The following is a 15,459-nucleotide window of genomic DNA, read 5'->3' as shown; positions in this document are numbered from 1 at the left end:
ATTGTTACAGAACCATGTCGCAACGACAGCGATCATATCGCAATAGCAATAATTTCAGTGCACGGTAGGCGTGCGCGCGGCTGGCAGGCCGCACTGGCCCGCCCTGCCCCGCCTTCTTCTTGTGAAGCCGCTCAGTTCGGCTTCTCGACCGTATAGCCTTTTGCCTTCAATTTCGCCAGCGCGCCTTGCGGCGACAGGACTTCCTTCATGCTCAGCACAGAAAAGGTGCTAGTGTTGTTCTCCAGCGCCTTTTCGGCGGCAGCCATCCAGTTGTCCATGGAACGTGCCTTGGCCGTCAGGATTTCCGGTTGCAGTCTGGTGATGGCGCTGCTGAGGAAGGCATTGGTGCAGGCGGTTTCGCGCTCGCTGAAATCCAGTTTTTCAATGGCGTCGAGCTCGCCGACGGCCCAGGCATTCGCGCGCACGCGGATGGCCTCGACGTCGGTTTCCAGGCTGCTCATGGTCGCAGCCAGGCAAGGAACGTCTTCCATCACGGTCTTCTTGAACTCGCGCACGGTCCGGACCGGCTCCTTCACCTGGATTCGGACGGTCGTCTCGGTGTACTTGACGTTGTGCTTCTTGGCCAGCTTGCCCAGCACTTCACGTGGCTCCGTTCCCCTGGCCAGGCCGGCCTCGACCATCGCACGGCGGTACAGTTCCTGCGCCACGAATACCGGGCGTTCGCGCTCGATATCGTCATCGTTGGCGAAATATTTCTGTTTCAGGGGAGCCCAGCGCGCGTACAAATCGGGCGACAACAAGTCCCTGAGCGTGACGCCGTCCGGATTTTTCTTGAAGCCGACCATGAACGGCAAAGCAGCAATGCCGCCCCAGCCGACGCCGACACCCATGCCGGGCCCACCCAGGTATTCCTGCGACTGCGCGATCTTGCGCTCGGCATCCTTCGAGCGCCATTCGATGCTCTTGGGCAGCGCATCGTAGGCACCGAACACCCACATCACGTGGTCGCCCTTCGACACCTTCCACAGTCCTGGACCAGGACGCGAACCCGATACCAGGATGGTCTGCGGCAGCGGTTCGCCGGCAGCGTCGGCCGGTGCGGCATCGGTGACGGGTGCGGGGTCGGCCACCGCGACGGTCTGGGCCAGCGCCGGCAAGGTCAGGAAACACAGGGTCAAAGCGGGTAAAGCGCGTGTGAACATCGTGACATCCCTCTTTTTGAGTTGACTAAAAGCATTGTCATCCGATTAATCGATATAAGCAAGAAACAAGATGTTACAAGAGACATATGCATGATTAATATCTCGCCGATGCCGTTCCGACCAGGACCCATATCAAACGCATCAGGAATCGCGCATTTTTGCGACATTTCGGTACAAATATTTCCTGAAGCCATCAAGATACGGCGGGCGCATCCGTTATCCATGGAGATACCGCGCTCGAATGCGCATCGAACACTCTACGGATACGTCATGAAACTCGTCGTTGCTCTCGCCCTTGCCGCTACCACGCTGCTGACCGCATGCGGCACCGTGCGCATGCCCACCATGTCCGCCAAGCCGGCGCCCATCCAGCGTGCCCAGCCTGCCATCGTCACCCTCACCGCCACTGGCTATGGCGCCGTCAACACTGCCGTTTGCCAGGGCGAATGCGACCGCATCTCGCCGGCCCAGCGCCGGCTGCTGGCCATGCGCGCGGCGCGCCTGGACGCCTACCGCGCCATGGCCGAGCAGGTGTATGGCGTGCGCGTCGAAGGCGGCAGCACGGTTGGTTCGCTGGCCCTGAAGGATGACAGTTTCAAGGTGTATATTGACGCTTTCATCCGTGGCGCGCGCGTGACCAACGTCGCCCCGCGCGACGACGGCAGCTATGAAACCACCGTGGAGATGGATTTCGACACCAATGCACCGCAGATGCAGGTTCCGACCGGGGCGCAAGCTCCCGCCCAGCCCGCCGTGGCAAAGAACGTCCGCACCCTGGTGGGCAACGCCGGCCCCAGCGCTGCCTACGGCGCGTCGTTCTACCATGCCCAGCAATAAGATCATCCGCTCCTTGGGCAGTGCCCTGCTGGCGCTGCTGCTGGCATTCAACGCCCCGGCCCAGGCGGCACCGGCCGAAGCCGAAGGCGTGGCCCTGATCGACGAAGGCGGCACCGCGCGTGCGCGCCAGCTGGCAATCCGCGACGCCCTCGAACAGCTGGGCCTGCGCAGTGCGGCCCGGGTCGACGTGGCCGCCGGCAGCGGCGCCAAGCCAGCGGGCAAGCCGCTGGAAAGCAGCCGCGTCCAGCCGGGCGCCGAATTCGACAACTACCAGGTCGTGCGCGAATGGCAGACCGGCCAGCTGCTGCACGTGCGCGTGGCCGTCAAGGAAGAAGAGGCGCGTCCGCGCGGCAACGTCAATCTGGCCTACCGCAAGAAGATCGTCGTCACGCCCTTCCATGTGCGCAGCTCGCCCCAGCTCGACGACATCGACAACATCGCCACCCGCCTGCCCCAGGAACTGCTGCGCCGCATGGGCGAGAGCGGCAAGTTCCTCGGCAAGGACAGCCCCTACGTGATCGCGCCCGGAACGACCGGCCCGGCCGTCGACACCGCCGCGGTGCGCCGCATCGCCGCCCTGTACGAGAGCCAGTTCGTGATCTCGGGCGAGATCATCGACGCCAGCAACTTCGGCAAGCCGGCCTATTACGGCCTGCTCAAGAAGGATGCACGCCGCATCGAGATCGCCTTTTATGTGCACGACGGCTTGAGCGGCGCCCTGGTGGCACGCCGCACCGTGGTGGCCGAGGGTGTCGGCGAGCGCCGCATCGGGCGCGACAAGCCTTTCGGCAGCGCCAGCTTTGCCGCCACGCCTTTCGGCGGCGCCATCCTGCGCGCGCTCGACGAGGGAATTGCCCAGATCACCCGCGACATCGCGCCGCTGCCCTTCATGGCCAAGGTGGTGCAGGTGCAGGGCGAGCGGATTTTCATCGATGCGGGCAGCACCTCGTCGGTGACGCCGGGCGACCAGCTGGTGCTGTACCGGAGCGACGCGCGCCAGCAGGTGTACGGCAATGATCCGCTGGTGCCGCTGGGGACGGTGGAGGCGCCGCTGGGAACGGTGGCGATCGTGCAGGTGCAGCCGGGGTTTGCGATCGGCCGGATCGAGCCGGCGTCGGCGGCGAAGCAGGTCAGCGCGGGGGATCTGGTGCGCTTCGATGTGGCGGTGGGGCCTTGATGTTGTAGGGTGGGCACTTGTGCCCACGCGGTGCTGCGTTTGGTGGCCGAGACGATATTCGAATCGATATCGGTTGATCTGCGGCCGCATGCAAGCTCATCCACAATCGTTGGCCCCTGCCGTAGCGCGTGGGCTCGAGAGCCCACCCTACGCCTTCCTCGATGTTCGTGATTGGAACGACGGTCACGCGACGCGACATCCCGAACCGTCTCAGGCCGGCGGTTCTTCCGGCGGCCGCTCTAATAATTCCTGCGCCAGCTTCAGCCCATCGACCATCACCTTGAACGCCTGCTGCTTGGCGTTTTCATCCGGCACGCGCAGAATGTACGAGGGGTGGTAGACGGTCACCACCCAGCGGCCGTCGTGCCGGATCGGTTTGCCGAGCGTGTCCTTCAGCGTCACGCTGCCGGTACCCAACACCGACTTCAGCGCCGTGCTGCCCAGCGCCACGATCACCTTCGGCTTCACCGCCGCCAGTTCCTTGTCCAGCCAGTAATGGCAGGCCTCGACCTCGCGCTGGGCCGGGGTCTTGTGCAGGCGGCGCTTGCCGCGTGGTTCCCACTTGAAGTGCTTGACCGCATTCGTGAGATACAGCCCGCGCCGCTCGACGCCGGCGGCATCGAACACCTTGTCGAGCAGCTTGCCGGCGGGCCCCACGAAGGCGTGGCCAGCCAGGTCTTCCTGGTCGCCCGGCTGCTCGCCGACCAGCATGATCGGCGAATGCTTCGGCCCTTCGCCGGGCACGGCTTGCGTGGCGTACTGCCACAGTTCGCAGCGCCGGCATTCGTCGAGCTTCGACGGCTGCTGGCGCTCAGGCTGGGCATCGGCCGGGGCAATCGGGATGGTGGCGCCGCTCTTGCGGCCGACGGCCTGGGCCTGGCCGGTGCGGCGGGCGCCGAGGGCGGCATCGGTAATCATGTTCGGCACAATCGCTCCTTCAGGCAGGTTCTTCCAGAAACGCGCGGGAATATGACTTTGCATCACCTGGGTATTCAGGCGCGCCGGGTTGAAGATGCTGCGGTAATAGGTGAGCCAGAGCGCTTCGCCGGCGTCGTCGAGATCGGCCGCGCTGCTCATCAGGGGGCCGGTGTTGTGCAGGGTGGCGCCGTCCCACAGCACGCTGGCGTCGGGCGTGGCGATCATCCAGCTGACCTTGCCCATGCGGCTGACGAAATGCTCGGCCACCTGGGGCAGCACGTCGTGGCGCGGCTCGAACCAGGCCACGAAACGCGGCGGCCCGGCCGCTTCGGGACGTTCGCGGAAACGGATGTAGGCGTGCATGTCGTGCTCCTCGCGGTGCACCGCCTTCACCATCGAATGCAGGCGCCCGCCGTCGGCATCGGCGGCGGACTGCACGTCGTGCTCGCCCTGCGTCCAGCGCCAGATCACGCGGTACAGGAAGGCCCAGCGGTCCGGCATGCGGCAGCAGGCGGCCGTCTGCAGCATGTCCATCAGCGAGCGCGGCACATGCGGCGCGGGCCGTGTCTGATCCAGGCTGATGGATGGATGCTGCGCCGCGGTGTCCGGCATCGGCGCGCTTGAAAACAGATCGCCGGCGCCGGGCTGGCCCCAGGTAACGAGCTCGGGCGGCACGGCGTGGACCAGTAAGTCGCGCGCCGCTTCGCGCCATTCGGCGAAGCTGGCGACCAGCAGCGGCTGTCCGGCCGCAACTGCCGACGCCGCTGCTGCCGCGCTCATGCGGCCTGCAATTCCGGCCAGAGGTTCATCTGCTCGGGTGCGTCGGCCAGGTGGCGCCGCAGCAGGTGGGTGCTCGATTGTCCCTGGGCCGGCTTGTAGTCGGCCGTGACGACGAAGGGTGCGATCTTCTTCATGCTGCAGCGCAGGCGCGACAGGTCTTCCCAGCGCACGCGGCGCAGCCGGCGCAGCTCGACGATGCGCTTGGCGTTGCGGATGCCGATGCCGGGCACGCGCGCGATCATTTCGGCGTCGGCGCGGTTCAGGTCCATCGGGAAGTGCTCGCGGTTGGCCAGCGCCCAGGCCAGTTTCGGGTCGATGTCGAGCGCCAGGTTGCCCGATTGCGGAATGATTTCGCCGGCCGTGAAACCATAGCCGCGCAAGAGAAAATCGGCCTGGTACAGGCGGTGCTCGCGCATGAGCGGCGGCGGCGCCAGCGGTACGCTCTTCGGGCTTTGCGGGATCGGGCTGAAGGCCGAGTAATACACGCGCTTGAGTTTATAGCTGCCGTACAGGGTTTCGGCCGTGTTCAGGATGGTGTGGTCGTCGCTGGCGTCGGCGCCGACGATCATCTGCGTGCTCTGCCCGGCCGGCGCGAACGCGGGCGCTTTCGGCTCCTCGGCCTTTTCGTCGAGCTTGCGGCGGATCGAGCCCATCGCCAGCTTGATGGTGTGCACGTTCTTTTCCGGCGCCAGGCGCGTCACGCTGTCGTGCGTGGGCAGCTCGATATTCACCGACAGGCGGTCGGCATAGCGGCCGGCCTTGGCGATGAGCGCGGGGTCGGCGTCGGGGATGGTTTTCAGGTGAATGTAGCCGCGGAACTTGTGCACTTCACGCAGCTGGCGCGCTACCTCGACCAGCTGCTCCATCGTGTAGTCGCTGGACTGGATGATGCCCGAGCTGAGGAACAGGCCGTCGATGTAGTTGCGCAGGTAAAAATCGTGGGTGAGCTTGACCACTTCCTCGACCGAGAAGCGGGCGCGCGGCACGTTCGAGCTGCGCCGGTTGACGCAGTACTGGCAGTCGTAGATGCAGAAGTTGGTGAGCAGGATCTTCAGCAGCGAGACGCAGCGGCCGTCGGGCGTGTAGCTGTGGCAAATGCCCATGCCGGTGGTGGCGCCGATGCCGTCGCCGCTGCTGTCGGACGCACGCTTCGGGGCGCCGCTGCTGGCGCAGGAGGCGTCGTACTTGGCGGCGTCGGCCAGGATTTCGAGCTTGTCGGTAAGTTCCATCGCGAAAGGTGGAGCTGTATGGATGTACAGTATATACCAGTCGCGTTGCGCGTGGCGCGCGGGTGAGGTTGGGGTACAACAGGGTGGGTGGAAAAGCTGCGGGTGTGCGTTTGGAGGCGTTGGCGGGGTGCCAAGGTTTCGATCGGAATGGCGCTATCACCATGCATCGTTACGCGTGGGCACGTCATTGATGCCCCCGGCATCAATGACCCCACCGTACGGTCAGCAATGCAGTGCTAACGGCCTTATGGCCGGGCTGGCAACCGTACGGTGGGCACTCCGTGCCCACGCGGTTACGTGCTCATCCTTGAACCCGCGGCAGCGGCGTATCGCCCGCTACCGTTGCCGCGAGTCCATCACGCAATCACCGGATTGGCTTACCGTCCTGGTCCAGCACGACCACCTCGCCCCAGCCCAGCGAACGAATCCCCGCCTCGACCTTGCGCAAGTCGCCGATCACCAGCCAGGTCACCTCTTCCGGCTTGACGAACTTGCCGGCCGCCTGGCCCAGCTGCGCCGGCGTCAGCGCCTTGACGTTGCGCGCGTAGTTGGCCCAGTAGTCTTCCGGCAGGCCCAGGTTGACGGTCGCCAGCGCCGCGCCTTCGAGCGCGTTCAGGGTGCCGAAGCGGCCGGCCAGGCGCGAGGTCATGTTGCGCATGATGCTCTCGTACTCGGCGCCGACCAGCGGACGCTCGCCCGCCACGCCCTGCACTTCCTTGCGCACTTCACGCATTGCCTCGATCGTCTTGTCGGTCTGCACCGGCGCGATGGTCACGAAGCTGCGCTGGCCGCGCACTTCCGACAGGCGCGCGCTGGTGCCGTAGCTCCAGTGCTTGTCCAGGCGCAGGTTGCGGTTCAGGCGCGAGGTGGCGATGCCGCCGAAGTTGGTCATCACCGGCTCGATCGCCAGGTCTTCCGGCTGGCCGTACGGCAGCGACAGCTGGGCCGCGACGATGGTCGACTGCGGCGCGTCCGGCTTGTCGATCAGGTAGATCTTGCGTGGCGCGCCAGCTGCAGCGCCATTCACCTGCTTGGCCGGCGCCGAACCGGCCGCCCACTTGCCGAACGAGGCTTCCAGCGCCGGCAGCAGCTTGTCCATGGTCACATCCCCGGCCACGACCAGGGTCGCGCTGCCCGGCTTGAACCAGATCGCGTGCCACTGTGCCAGGTCGTCGCGCGTGATGCCGGCAACGCTGGCTTCATAGCCGCTGGCCGGCTTGCCGTACATGTGCTCCTGGCCGTACAGCAGGCCAGGCAGGATGCGCGTTGCCAGGCTGGTCGGCTGGGCCTTTTCCTGGCCGATGCCGGCCAGGCGGCGTCCCTTTTGCAGGGCGAACTGGTCTTGCGGGAAGCTCGGATTCAAGGCGGCGTCGGCCATGATCGCCAGCGACGGCGCCAGATTGGCGGACGTCGCCTGCAGGCGCACCAGCGACTGGTCGAGACCGGTGCCGGTGGACAGGTTGGCGCCCAGGCTTTCCAGCGCGTCCGACAGCGCAAAGGCGTCGCGCGTCTTCGTGCCCTTGTCGAGCAGGTCCAGCGTCAGCGCGGCGGCGCCGGCTTTGGCCGTACTGTCCGAGGCGGCGCCGGCGTCGATCGCCAGGGTCGCGTTCACGATCGGCGCGCTGTGGCGCTCGACCAGGATCACCTTCAGGCCGTTCTTCAGCTGGGCGCGCTGCAGGGCCGGGAACTTCACGTCCGGCGCCTCACCCAAGGCAGGCAGCTGCTTGCGGTCGATGGTCGATTTGGCCGCCGCCAGCTTGGCGAACGGACGCACCGTCATCGTGTAGTGGTTCGCGCGCAGCCAGCGCCCGCCGGCGGCTTTCACTTCGGCCGGGGTGGTGTTCGCCATCTGTTCCAGGCGGTCGAGGTAGGCGTCCGGGCGGCCGCCGTAGGTCATGCTTTCGGCCAGCACGTCGGAGCGGCCGCCCATGCCGCCCAGGCGTTCGACGCTGCGCGAGAAGTCGGCCAGGATGCTGGTCTTCACGCGCGCCAGTTCGGCGGCGCTCGGGCCCTTCTCCAGCAGCTCGGCGACGATGGCGTCGACTTCGCGTTCCACCAGCAGCGGATCGACGCCCGGCTTGACGGTGACGACCAGGTTGAAGGTGCCGGCCAGTTCGGCGTCGTTCAGGTAGGCGTTGACGCTGGTGGCCAGGCCCTTGTCGTAGACCAGGCGCTTGTCCAGGCGCGCGCTCTTCGAGCCGGCCAGCACGGCGCCCAGCAGCGACAGGCGCGCGGCGTCGGCGTCCTTCCACGCGGCGGCATGCCAGTTGCGGTAGATGCGTACCTGCGGCACGTGGTCTTCCATCTCGTCGCGGATGTTGCGGTCGAGCGTAGGGATCCAGGCCTCGGTACGCGGCAGCGGCGGGCCCGGCGGGATCGCGCCGAAGTACTTGTTGACCAGTTCCAGCGCGCGTTCCGGCGTGATGTCGCCGGCCAGCGCGATCACCGCGTTGTTCGGTCCGTAATAGGTGCGGTACCACTCCTTGATGTCGTCCAGCGAAGCGGCCTGCAGGTCTTCCATGTAGCCGATGGTCGACCACGAGTATGGGTGCGAGTACGGGTACATCTTGGCGCTCACTTCCATGCGCACGCGGCCATACGGCTGGTTCTCGCCCTGGCGCTTCTCGTTCTGCACCACGCCGCGCTCGCGCTCGAGCATCTCTTTCGAGATGTAGTTGCCGAGGAAGCCCATGCGGTCCGATTCCAGGAACAGGGTACGCTCCAGCGCCGACACCGGCACGTCTTCGAAGAAGTTGGTGCGGTCGGTATTCGTGGTGCCGTTGCGGTTGTTCGCGCCGAGGTCGTCCATCGCCTCGCGGAAGCCGTGCGGGTAGTTCTCGGAGCCGTTGAAGAAGAAGTGCTCGAACAGGTGGGCGAAGCCGGTCTTGCCGCGCTTTTCGTTGCGCGAACCGACGTGGTACCACATGTTCACGCCGACCACGGGCACGCTGTGGTCTTCATGCACGATCAGGGTCAGGCCGTTCTGCAGCACGAACTTTTTGTAGTTGATGTTGTAGGCGGCGCGGTCGAAGGGGGCGGCCTTGGCGGCAGCTGCGGACGATGCGGCAGAAGGTGCGGCGAATGCAGGTGCGTGCAGCGCGCTGCCGGCAAAGGCGAGCGCCAGCGCGGCGAGAAGCTTCTTGTTCATGTGTCTCCGAAAGCGGGGGTTTGTTGTGGGCGGTATTCTATATGGAGTGCCTCGCGTATGCGGACTTTTGCGAAGCGATATCGGTATGCGGATGGTGCCTGGACGCGTGGACGGAAATACCCGTCCACCCTACGCACCTTCGGTATGCACCTGGGCCTGGGCCAGCTGCACCGGCGCCATGCGCGCCGCGAGGCGTTTCAGGTAGGGCGTGGCGGCCGGGATGCCGCCGCGCGCCGCGCGATGCAGCCAGCCATAGGCCTCGACCGGGTCGCGCTGCGTGCCCTGCCCCGCCGCCGCCATCACGCCGAGGTTGAACTGGGCGCGCGCATGGCCCTGGCGCGCGGCGCACAGGTACCAGAAGTGGGCGGCTTCGTAGTCGCGTTCGACGCCGTGGGCGCTGTCATAGCGCAGCGCCAGCGCAAACTGGGCCAGCGCATGGCCACCCTCGGCGGCCTTGCGGTACCACTCGGCCGCCTCGCGCGGGTCGCCCTGGTCTTCGCGTTCGAGCAGGGCGCCGACCATGTGCTGGGCCGGCGCATAGCCTTGCGCGGCGGCGCGCCGGTACCAGTCGAGGGCGCGCGCCGTATCCCGCGGCACGCCGTTGCCGGCTTCGCAGCGCAGGCCGAGGTCGAACTGGGCGCGCAGGTGGCCCTGCTCGGCGGCTTTCGCGAACCAGGCGGCGGCCTGCTCGGCGTCGCGTTCCACGCCCTGGCCCGCATCGAACAGCTGGCCGAGGTGGTATTGCGCCGCCGGCAGGCCCTGTTCGGCCGCCTTGCGGTACCAGTGCGCGGCCAGGCCGGCGTCGCGCGCCACGCCCTGGCCGTGTTCGTAGCGCAGGCCGAGGTTGTCCTGGGCGCCGGCATGGCCGCCCTCGGCCGCGCGCCGGTACCACTTCAGCGCCGCCTCTTCGTTGCGCGGCACGCCGTGGCCGCTGTCGTGGACCAGGGCCAGGTTGAACTGGGAACTCAGGTGATCCTGCTCGGCCGCGCGCGTGTACCAGTGCAGCGCCTGGGCGCTGTCCTGCGCCACGTCCTGGCCCTTGTCGTAGCGCAGGCCGAGGTTGAACTGGGCCGGCGCATGGCCCTGGTCCGCCGCGCGGCGCATCCAGGCCAGGGCCTGGGCCGGGTCGCGCGCCGTTCCCAGGCCCGCCTGCCCGCTGTCGTAACGCAGCGCCAGCGCGAACTGGGCGCGCGCATAGCCGCCTTCGGCCGCGCGCCGGTACCAGTTCGAGGCCGCCTCCTGGTCCTGGGCGATGCCCTTGCCGCCCTCGTACATCAGGCCGAGGTTGTGCTGGGCCCCGGCGTCGCCCTGCTCGGCGGCCTGGCGGAACCAGTGCAGCGCCTTGTGCACGTCGGCGGGCGTGCCCTGTCCCTTGGCGTACAGCCAGCCCAGGTTGTACTGGGCCGGCGCATAACCCTGCTCGGCCGCGCAGCCATACCAGTACAGCGCCTGCGCGTGGTCCTGGGCCACGCCCTGGCCTTTCTGGTACATCACGCCGAGGTTGTACTGGGCCTGTTCCAGCCCGGCGGCGGCGGCCATGCGGTACCAGGAGACGGCCAGTTCGTAGTCCTGGGGCACGCCCTGGCCGTTCACGTACATGAAGCCCAGGCTGTGCTGGGCACTGGCGACGCCGCGCTCGGCCAGCCCCTTCACGCGCAGGAATTCGGCCGTGTGGCGTTCCTGGGCGGGGGCGGTGGCGGAATCCATCGGTGGAGTCGGGGGTCAGGCCAGGCCGGCGCGCGCGGCAATCGGCCCTGCCGGGGCGCCCTGCGCGCGCAGCACGCCGATGAAGTTCGAGAGCGAGATCGGGCGGTAGAACAGATAGCCCTGCATGGTCTCGCAGCCGTTGGCCTTCAGGTAGTTGGCCTGCACCTCGGTCTCGACGCCTTCGGCGATCAGGTGCAGCCCGAGCCCGCGCGCGATCGAGATGATCGCCAGGATCACCGGGTAGTGCCCGTTCTCGTCGTGGATCTCTTTCACGAAGGACTGGTCGATCTTCATCGTGTGGATCGGGAAGCGGTGCAGGTAGGACAGCGAGGAGTAGCCGGTGCCGAAATCGTCGATCGCCACCGACACGCCCAGCTGGCACAGCTTGTTCAGCTGCTCGATCGCGTACTGCGGGTTGCGGATGCAGATGTTCTCGGTGATCTCGACCTCGATCTGGCTCGGCGAAATCCCGTAGCGCACCAGGGCCCCGCGCATCTTCTCGAAGAAGTCGCCGCGGTCCAGGTATTGCGGCGACAGGTTCAGTGAGAGCCGCACCGCCTGGCCGCTCGCCAGGTTCCATTGCAGCATGTCGCGGCACAGGGCGCCGATCATCCAGTCCGAGATCGGCAGCATCAGGCCGTTGTCCTCGGCGAAAGGCAGGAACTCGCCGGCCGACAGCAGACCGCGGGTCGGGTGGTTCCAGCGCATCAGCGCCTCGGCGCCAACGATGCGGCCCGTGGTCGCGTCGAGCTGGGGCTGGTAATACATCTCGAGTTCGTTGTGCTCGAGCGCGCGGCGCAGCGCGTGTTCGAGCGCGATCTTCTGGTGCGACACGTCCAGCATCGAGTCGTGATAGAAGCTGTGGCCGTTCTTGCCCAGCGCTTTTACCTGGTACATGGCGATGTCGGCATGGCGCAGCAGCTCGTCGATCGATTCGCCGTCGCCCGGGTAGATGGCGATGCCGATCGAGGCCGAGATATGCACTTCGTGGCCATCGAGGTCGAAGGGGCGGTGCAGGCTTTCCAGGAACTTGTCGGCCACCATGCGCGCGTCGTCACGGTCGCGCAGCTCCGGCAGCACGATGGTGAACTCGTCGCCGCCCTGGCGCGCCAGGGTATCGCCCTTGCGCAGGCACTCCTTCAGGCGCACGGCGGCCTGCTGCAGCAGTTCGTCGCCCTTCACGTGGCCGAGCGTGTCGTTCACCAGCTTGAAGCGGTCGAGGTCGATGAACATCACGGCGAGCTCGGTCTGCTTGCGCTTGGCCTGGATCACGGCCAGGCCCAGGCGGTCCTTGAACAGGATGCGGTTCGGCAGGTCGGTCAGGATGTCGTGGTAGGCCTGGTAGGAGATCACCTCTTCGGCGCGCTTGCGGTCGGTGATGTCGCGCGCCACGCCATAGGTGCCAAAGAACTCGAGCCTCTTGACGTCCTGGTCGGGCACGTGCATGCCGATCGAGTTCAGCGAGATCGTCATCAGGGTGTTGTTGAAGGTGCGGTCGCCGGCGTTGCTCCGCGCGCCCCGGCACTTCAAACGCAGCTCGACGTTGCGCGAGACGCGTTCGTCGACGCGGCGTTCGTTGAACACGTAGCGCGCGCGTTCCAGGTCTTCGTCGTGCACCAGGATCGAGTAGTGCTTGCCGATCAGTTCATCGCGCGAAAAGCCGAGCAGCTGGTACGCGCGGTCGTTCACAAACGTGAAGCGGCCTTCGTGGTTCAGCGTGTAGATGATGTCCGGCGAGCTGTCGACCAGGTAGCGGTACATCTTTTCCGAGTTTTCCAGCTGGTTGGCGATGTGCGCATTCATGGTCGCCAGGCGGCGCTGTTCCAATGCGTTGCCGACCGTCTTCAGCAGTTCTTCGCGGGCGTAGGGCTTGCGCAGGTAGTCATAGGCACCGCGTTTCAGGGCGCCGATGGCCGCGTCGATGCCGACTTCGCCGCTCATCACGATCACGTCGGCATCGATGCCGCGCGCGTTGATGAAGTCCATGATCTCGTGGCCGCCAATGTCGGGCAGGCGCAAATCGAGCAGCACCAGGTCGAAGCGCTGCGAGGACAGCTGGGCGATGGCCTCGCCGCCCGAGCTGGCGGTGGTGAGGTGGTAGCCGCGGCCGCGCAGCAGTTCATGGAGCGAGGCCAGCAGGCGCGGCTCGTCGTCCACCAGCAGCAGGCGCGGCTCAAGCTGGATCTCGCCGTTGGCAACCGGGTTGGCAACTGAGCCGGCCACGGGGCCGCCCTGGCCCTCTGCATCTCCGAACATGGCTGAACTTGCGCTGGCTGAGTACACGTTGGTCTTACCTTATACAGAACCCAGGGCGCGCGCGGGCAAGGCCGGCGCGGCGCTGGCGCCGGACCACGCCGGCAGCAGAATTTCGAATACGGTGCCGGTGCGGCCGCTGCGGCAGGCGATGTGGCCGTTCAGCTTCTTCACCAGGCCATGCACGATCGACAGGCCGATGCCGCGGTGGGCGCCGTCCTTCGTGCTCTTCACGGGCACGAACAGGTTCGCCATCACCTCGGGCGCCAGGCCAGGGCCGGTGTCGGACACGCTCAGCTCCAGGAACAGGCGGCGCTCGCGGTGCACGTGGCCGCGGTTCGCGATCTCGATGCGCCCGCCGCCGCTGCCGGCCAGGGCCTCGACCGCATTCTTGACCAGATTGACCAGGATCTGCTTGAGCGTATCGGCGTCGCCCTCGACCAGGCGCGCATCGTCGTGCAACGCGGTGGTGATCTGCACGCTGCCCGGCACGAACTGCCCGGCGCGGAACAGGCGCACCACGTCTTCCGCCACTTTCACGGCATCGAGCGCGCGCGGGCCGGTCTCCACCGGCTTGATGTCGGCGAGGGTGCCGATCAGTTGGCCGACGCGGTCGATCTCCTCGTTCAGCACCGACATCTCGCCCGTCACCGGTTCCTGGCGTTCGAGCTTGCTGTCGAGGACACTCAGGTAGTTCTTGATGATGGACAGCGGGTTGTTCACTTCGTGCAGCACGCGGCGCGAGGCTTCGCGGTATTCCTCGGCCACGCTGGCCACCTGGCGGCGCGCGTTGGCGCGTTCCTGCAGCGCGCTTTCCAGTGCGGTGGCGGCTTGCGTGCCGAACGATTGCAGGAAGCGCTCGCGCTTCTGGCTGGCCGCCAGCTGCCACGCCCCCACGCCGCCCACCAGCACGCCCAGGCAGCGCGCGCCCGACACCAGCGGCAGGCAGACCAGGCCCTCGGTGCCGAGCATGCGCAGCAGCTGCTCCTCGGGCAGGCCGAGGGCGTCGCCGCCGCGCTGCAGGTAGGCCGGGCGGCGCGCCAGCGTGGCCGCGGCGATCGGGCCGCCCTTGGCCAGCGGGATCGCGAATTCGGCGATGCGCGCGGTGGCGACGCCCGGCGCGCCGACCAGCAGCTGGCCGGTCGGGTTCTCCAGCAGGATCACGGTGTTGTCGAAGTCGAACAGGATGCGCGCGGTGCGCGTCATCGACTCGAGCAGCGCGCTCTCGCCTTCCTGGCGCGCGAAGACCTGGCCGACCTCGGACACCAGCACCAGGTTGCGCACTTCTTCCGACAGGCGCTGCTGGACCGGATCGACCACGGGCGGGGCATAGGCCGGCGGCGCGGGAATGTCGTCGGCGCCGGCCAGGTCAATGCCGAGATGGAGGGCGGCCTTGTCGACCTGGCGCGCGCTGGCGGCCAGCATCTCGCCGACCTCGTCCTGCTCCAGCCCGCACAGCAGCGCGCCTTCGGCCAGGGCCGCGTCGTCGTCGGGGTGGCCGGCCATCAGGTGCGCCAGGCGCACGATGCGGATCAGCGGGTGCGCCGATTCCAGCCGTTCGCTCGACTCGTGGTGGTACAGCACGGCGTCGGCCAGGAAGGAATCGAGCTCCCAGCGCTCGATCAGCCAGGCGCCGGCCTCGGCGTGGGTGATCTGCAGGGTGCGCTGCTCGACCGCGCACAGGTCCTCGTCGTCGAGCGCGGTGAAGTTGAAGGCGTATTCCTTGGGCGCGGTGGCGAGCAGGGCCAGGCGGCCGACGTTGTGCAGCAGCCCGGCAAGATAGGCTTCTTCCAGGTGCGGATAGTCCATGCGGCGCGCCACGTCGCGCGCGATCACGGCCGCGGCCAGCGAATTCTTCCAGAAGGCACGCAGGTCGGTGCTGCCGGAATGCGGGAAGTTGTTGAAAGTCTGGAAGACGGAATCGCTGATGACCAGGGTCTTGATCATGTCGGTGCCGAGCGACACCAGCGCCTGTTCCAGGTTGGCCGCGCGGTTGCCGCGGTGGTAGGCCGAGCTGTTGGCCACCGTGAGCAGCTTGCCGGTGATGCCGGCGTCCTTGGCGATCAGGGCCGCCAGTTCCTGCATGCCGAGGTCGTCGGCCTGCAGGTGCCCGAGCAGCTTCACGAGAATTTGCGGCATCGCCGGCAGCCTGGCAACAAGCAGGCGATTGCGAATATCCTGGTCTGGTTGGTGCATGGTCTCGCTCGAGGACGCCACTAAGGTTTGAAGGTGGCGCTCCATCCCTGA

The 15,459-nt window shown here is 67.0% G+C and carries 9 protein-coding genes; 2 read left to right on the top strand and 7 right to left on the bottom strand.

The window, feature by feature from the left end:
* Nucleotides 1-131 precede the first annotated feature (131 nt).
* Entirely contained in the window at nucleotides 132-1,163 is a 1,032-nt protein-coding gene (locus tag ACWYRN_RS10650) for a TraB/GumN family protein (RefSeq protein ID WP_488692384.1), read from the bottom strand.
* Between the two features lie 270 nt (nucleotides 1,164-1,433).
* Between ACWYRN_RS10650 and ACWYRN_RS10645 the strand changes: the two genes are divergently transcribed.
* Nucleotides 1,434-2,000 carry an LPP20 family lipoprotein gene (locus tag ACWYRN_RS10645; protein ID WP_488692382.1) on the top strand — a complete coding sequence of 189 codons (567 nt, stop codon included), beginning with the start codon at nucleotides 1,434-1,436 and terminating at the stop codon, nucleotides 1,998-2,000.
* Nucleotides 1,987-3,177: a flagella assembly protein FlgT middle domain-containing protein gene (locus ACWYRN_RS10640; RefSeq protein WP_488692380.1), complete on the top strand. Its 1,191-nt coding sequence runs from the start codon at nucleotides 1,987-1,989 to the stop codon at nucleotides 3,175-3,177. The genes ACWYRN_RS10645 and ACWYRN_RS10640 overlap by 14 nt, the downstream gene beginning before the upstream one ends.
* Nucleotides 3,178-3,387: 210 nt before the next feature.
* Here ACWYRN_RS10640 and ACWYRN_RS10635 read toward each other — a convergent pair whose 3' ends face one another.
* The 6 genes from ACWYRN_RS10635 to ACWYRN_RS10610 all read right to left on the bottom strand — a co-directional run bounded on the left by ACWYRN_RS10635 (nucleotide 3,388) and on the right by ACWYRN_RS10610 (nucleotide 15,408).
* Nucleotides 3,388-4,875, bottom strand: coding sequence for a UdgX family uracil-DNA binding protein (locus tag ACWYRN_RS10635; RefSeq protein WP_488692379.1), 1,488 nt, complete (start codon nucleotides 4,873-4,875; stop codon nucleotides 3,388-3,390).
* Nucleotides 4,872-6,104, bottom strand: coding sequence for a putative DNA modification/repair radical SAM protein (locus tag ACWYRN_RS10630; RefSeq protein WP_488692377.1), 1,233 nt, complete (start codon nucleotides 6,102-6,104; stop codon nucleotides 4,872-4,874). The genes ACWYRN_RS10635 and ACWYRN_RS10630 overlap by 4 nt, the downstream gene beginning before the upstream one ends.
* Before the next feature lie 364 nt (nucleotides 6,105-6,468).
* Entirely contained in the window at nucleotides 6,469-9,252 is a 2,784-nt protein-coding gene (locus ACWYRN_RS10625; protein ID WP_488692376.1) for a M16 family metallopeptidase, read from the bottom strand.
* 129 nt (nucleotides 9,253-9,381) lie between these two features.
* Nucleotides 9,382-10,959, bottom strand: a complete 1,578-nt coding sequence (locus ACWYRN_RS10620) for a tetratricopeptide repeat protein (RefSeq protein ID WP_488692374.1) — start codon at nucleotides 10,957-10,959, stop codon at nucleotides 9,382-9,384.
* A gap of 15 nt (nucleotides 10,960-10,974) precedes the next feature.
* Nucleotides 10,975-13,215, bottom strand: coding sequence for an EAL domain-containing response regulator (locus tag ACWYRN_RS10615; protein WP_488692373.1), 2,241 nt, complete (start codon nucleotides 13,213-13,215; stop codon nucleotides 10,975-10,977).
* 39 nt (nucleotides 13,216-13,254) lie between these two features.
* Nucleotides 13,255-15,408, bottom strand: a complete 2,154-nt coding sequence (locus tag ACWYRN_RS10610; protein ID WP_488692372.1) for an HDOD domain-containing protein — start codon at nucleotides 15,406-15,408, stop codon at nucleotides 13,255-13,257.
* Between the last annotated feature and the right edge of the window lie 51 nt (nucleotides 15,409-15,459).

The sequence above is a fragment of the Massilia sp. BAP21 genome, from assembly GCF_057801335.1.
Note: the sequence above shows the minus strand (reverse complement) of the source record. Positions and strands in the feature narration are given on the sequence as shown.

Bases quoted from the DNA above. Each gene is read 5' to 3' on its own strand.
- ACWYRN_RS10650 (WP_488692384.1), bottom strand. From the start codon at position 1,163: ATGTTCACACGCGCTTTACCCGCTTTGACCCTGTGTTTCCTGACCTTG.
- ACWYRN_RS10615 (WP_488692373.1), bottom strand. From the start codon at position 13,215: ATGTTCGGAGATGCAGAGGGCCAGGGCGGCCCCGTGGCCGGCTCAGTT.
- ACWYRN_RS10610 (WP_488692372.1), bottom strand. From the start codon at position 15,408: ATGCACCAACCAGACCAGGATATTCGCAATCGCCTGCTTGTTGCCAGG.
- ACWYRN_RS10620 (WP_488692374.1), bottom strand. From the start codon at position 10,959: ATGGATTCCGCCACCGCCCCCGCCCAGGAACGCCACACGGCCGAATTC.
- ACWYRN_RS10645 (WP_488692382.1), top strand. From the start codon at position 1,434: ATGAAACTCGTCGTTGCTCTCGCCCTTGCCGCTACCACGCTGCTGACC.
- ACWYRN_RS10630 (WP_488692377.1), bottom strand. From the start codon at position 6,104: ATGGAACTTACCGACAAGCTCGAAATCCTGGCCGACGCCGCCAAGTAC.
- ACWYRN_RS10625 (WP_488692376.1), bottom strand. From the start codon at position 9,252: ATGAACAAGAAGCTTCTCGCCGCGCTGGCGCTCGCCTTTGCCGGCAGC.
- ACWYRN_RS10640 (WP_488692380.1), top strand. From the start codon at position 1,987: ATGCCCAGCAATAAGATCATCCGCTCCTTGGGCAGTGCCCTGCTGGCG.
- ACWYRN_RS10635 (WP_488692379.1), bottom strand. From the start codon at position 4,875: ATGAGCGCGGCAGCAGCGGCGTCGGCAGTTGCGGCCGGACAGCCGCTG.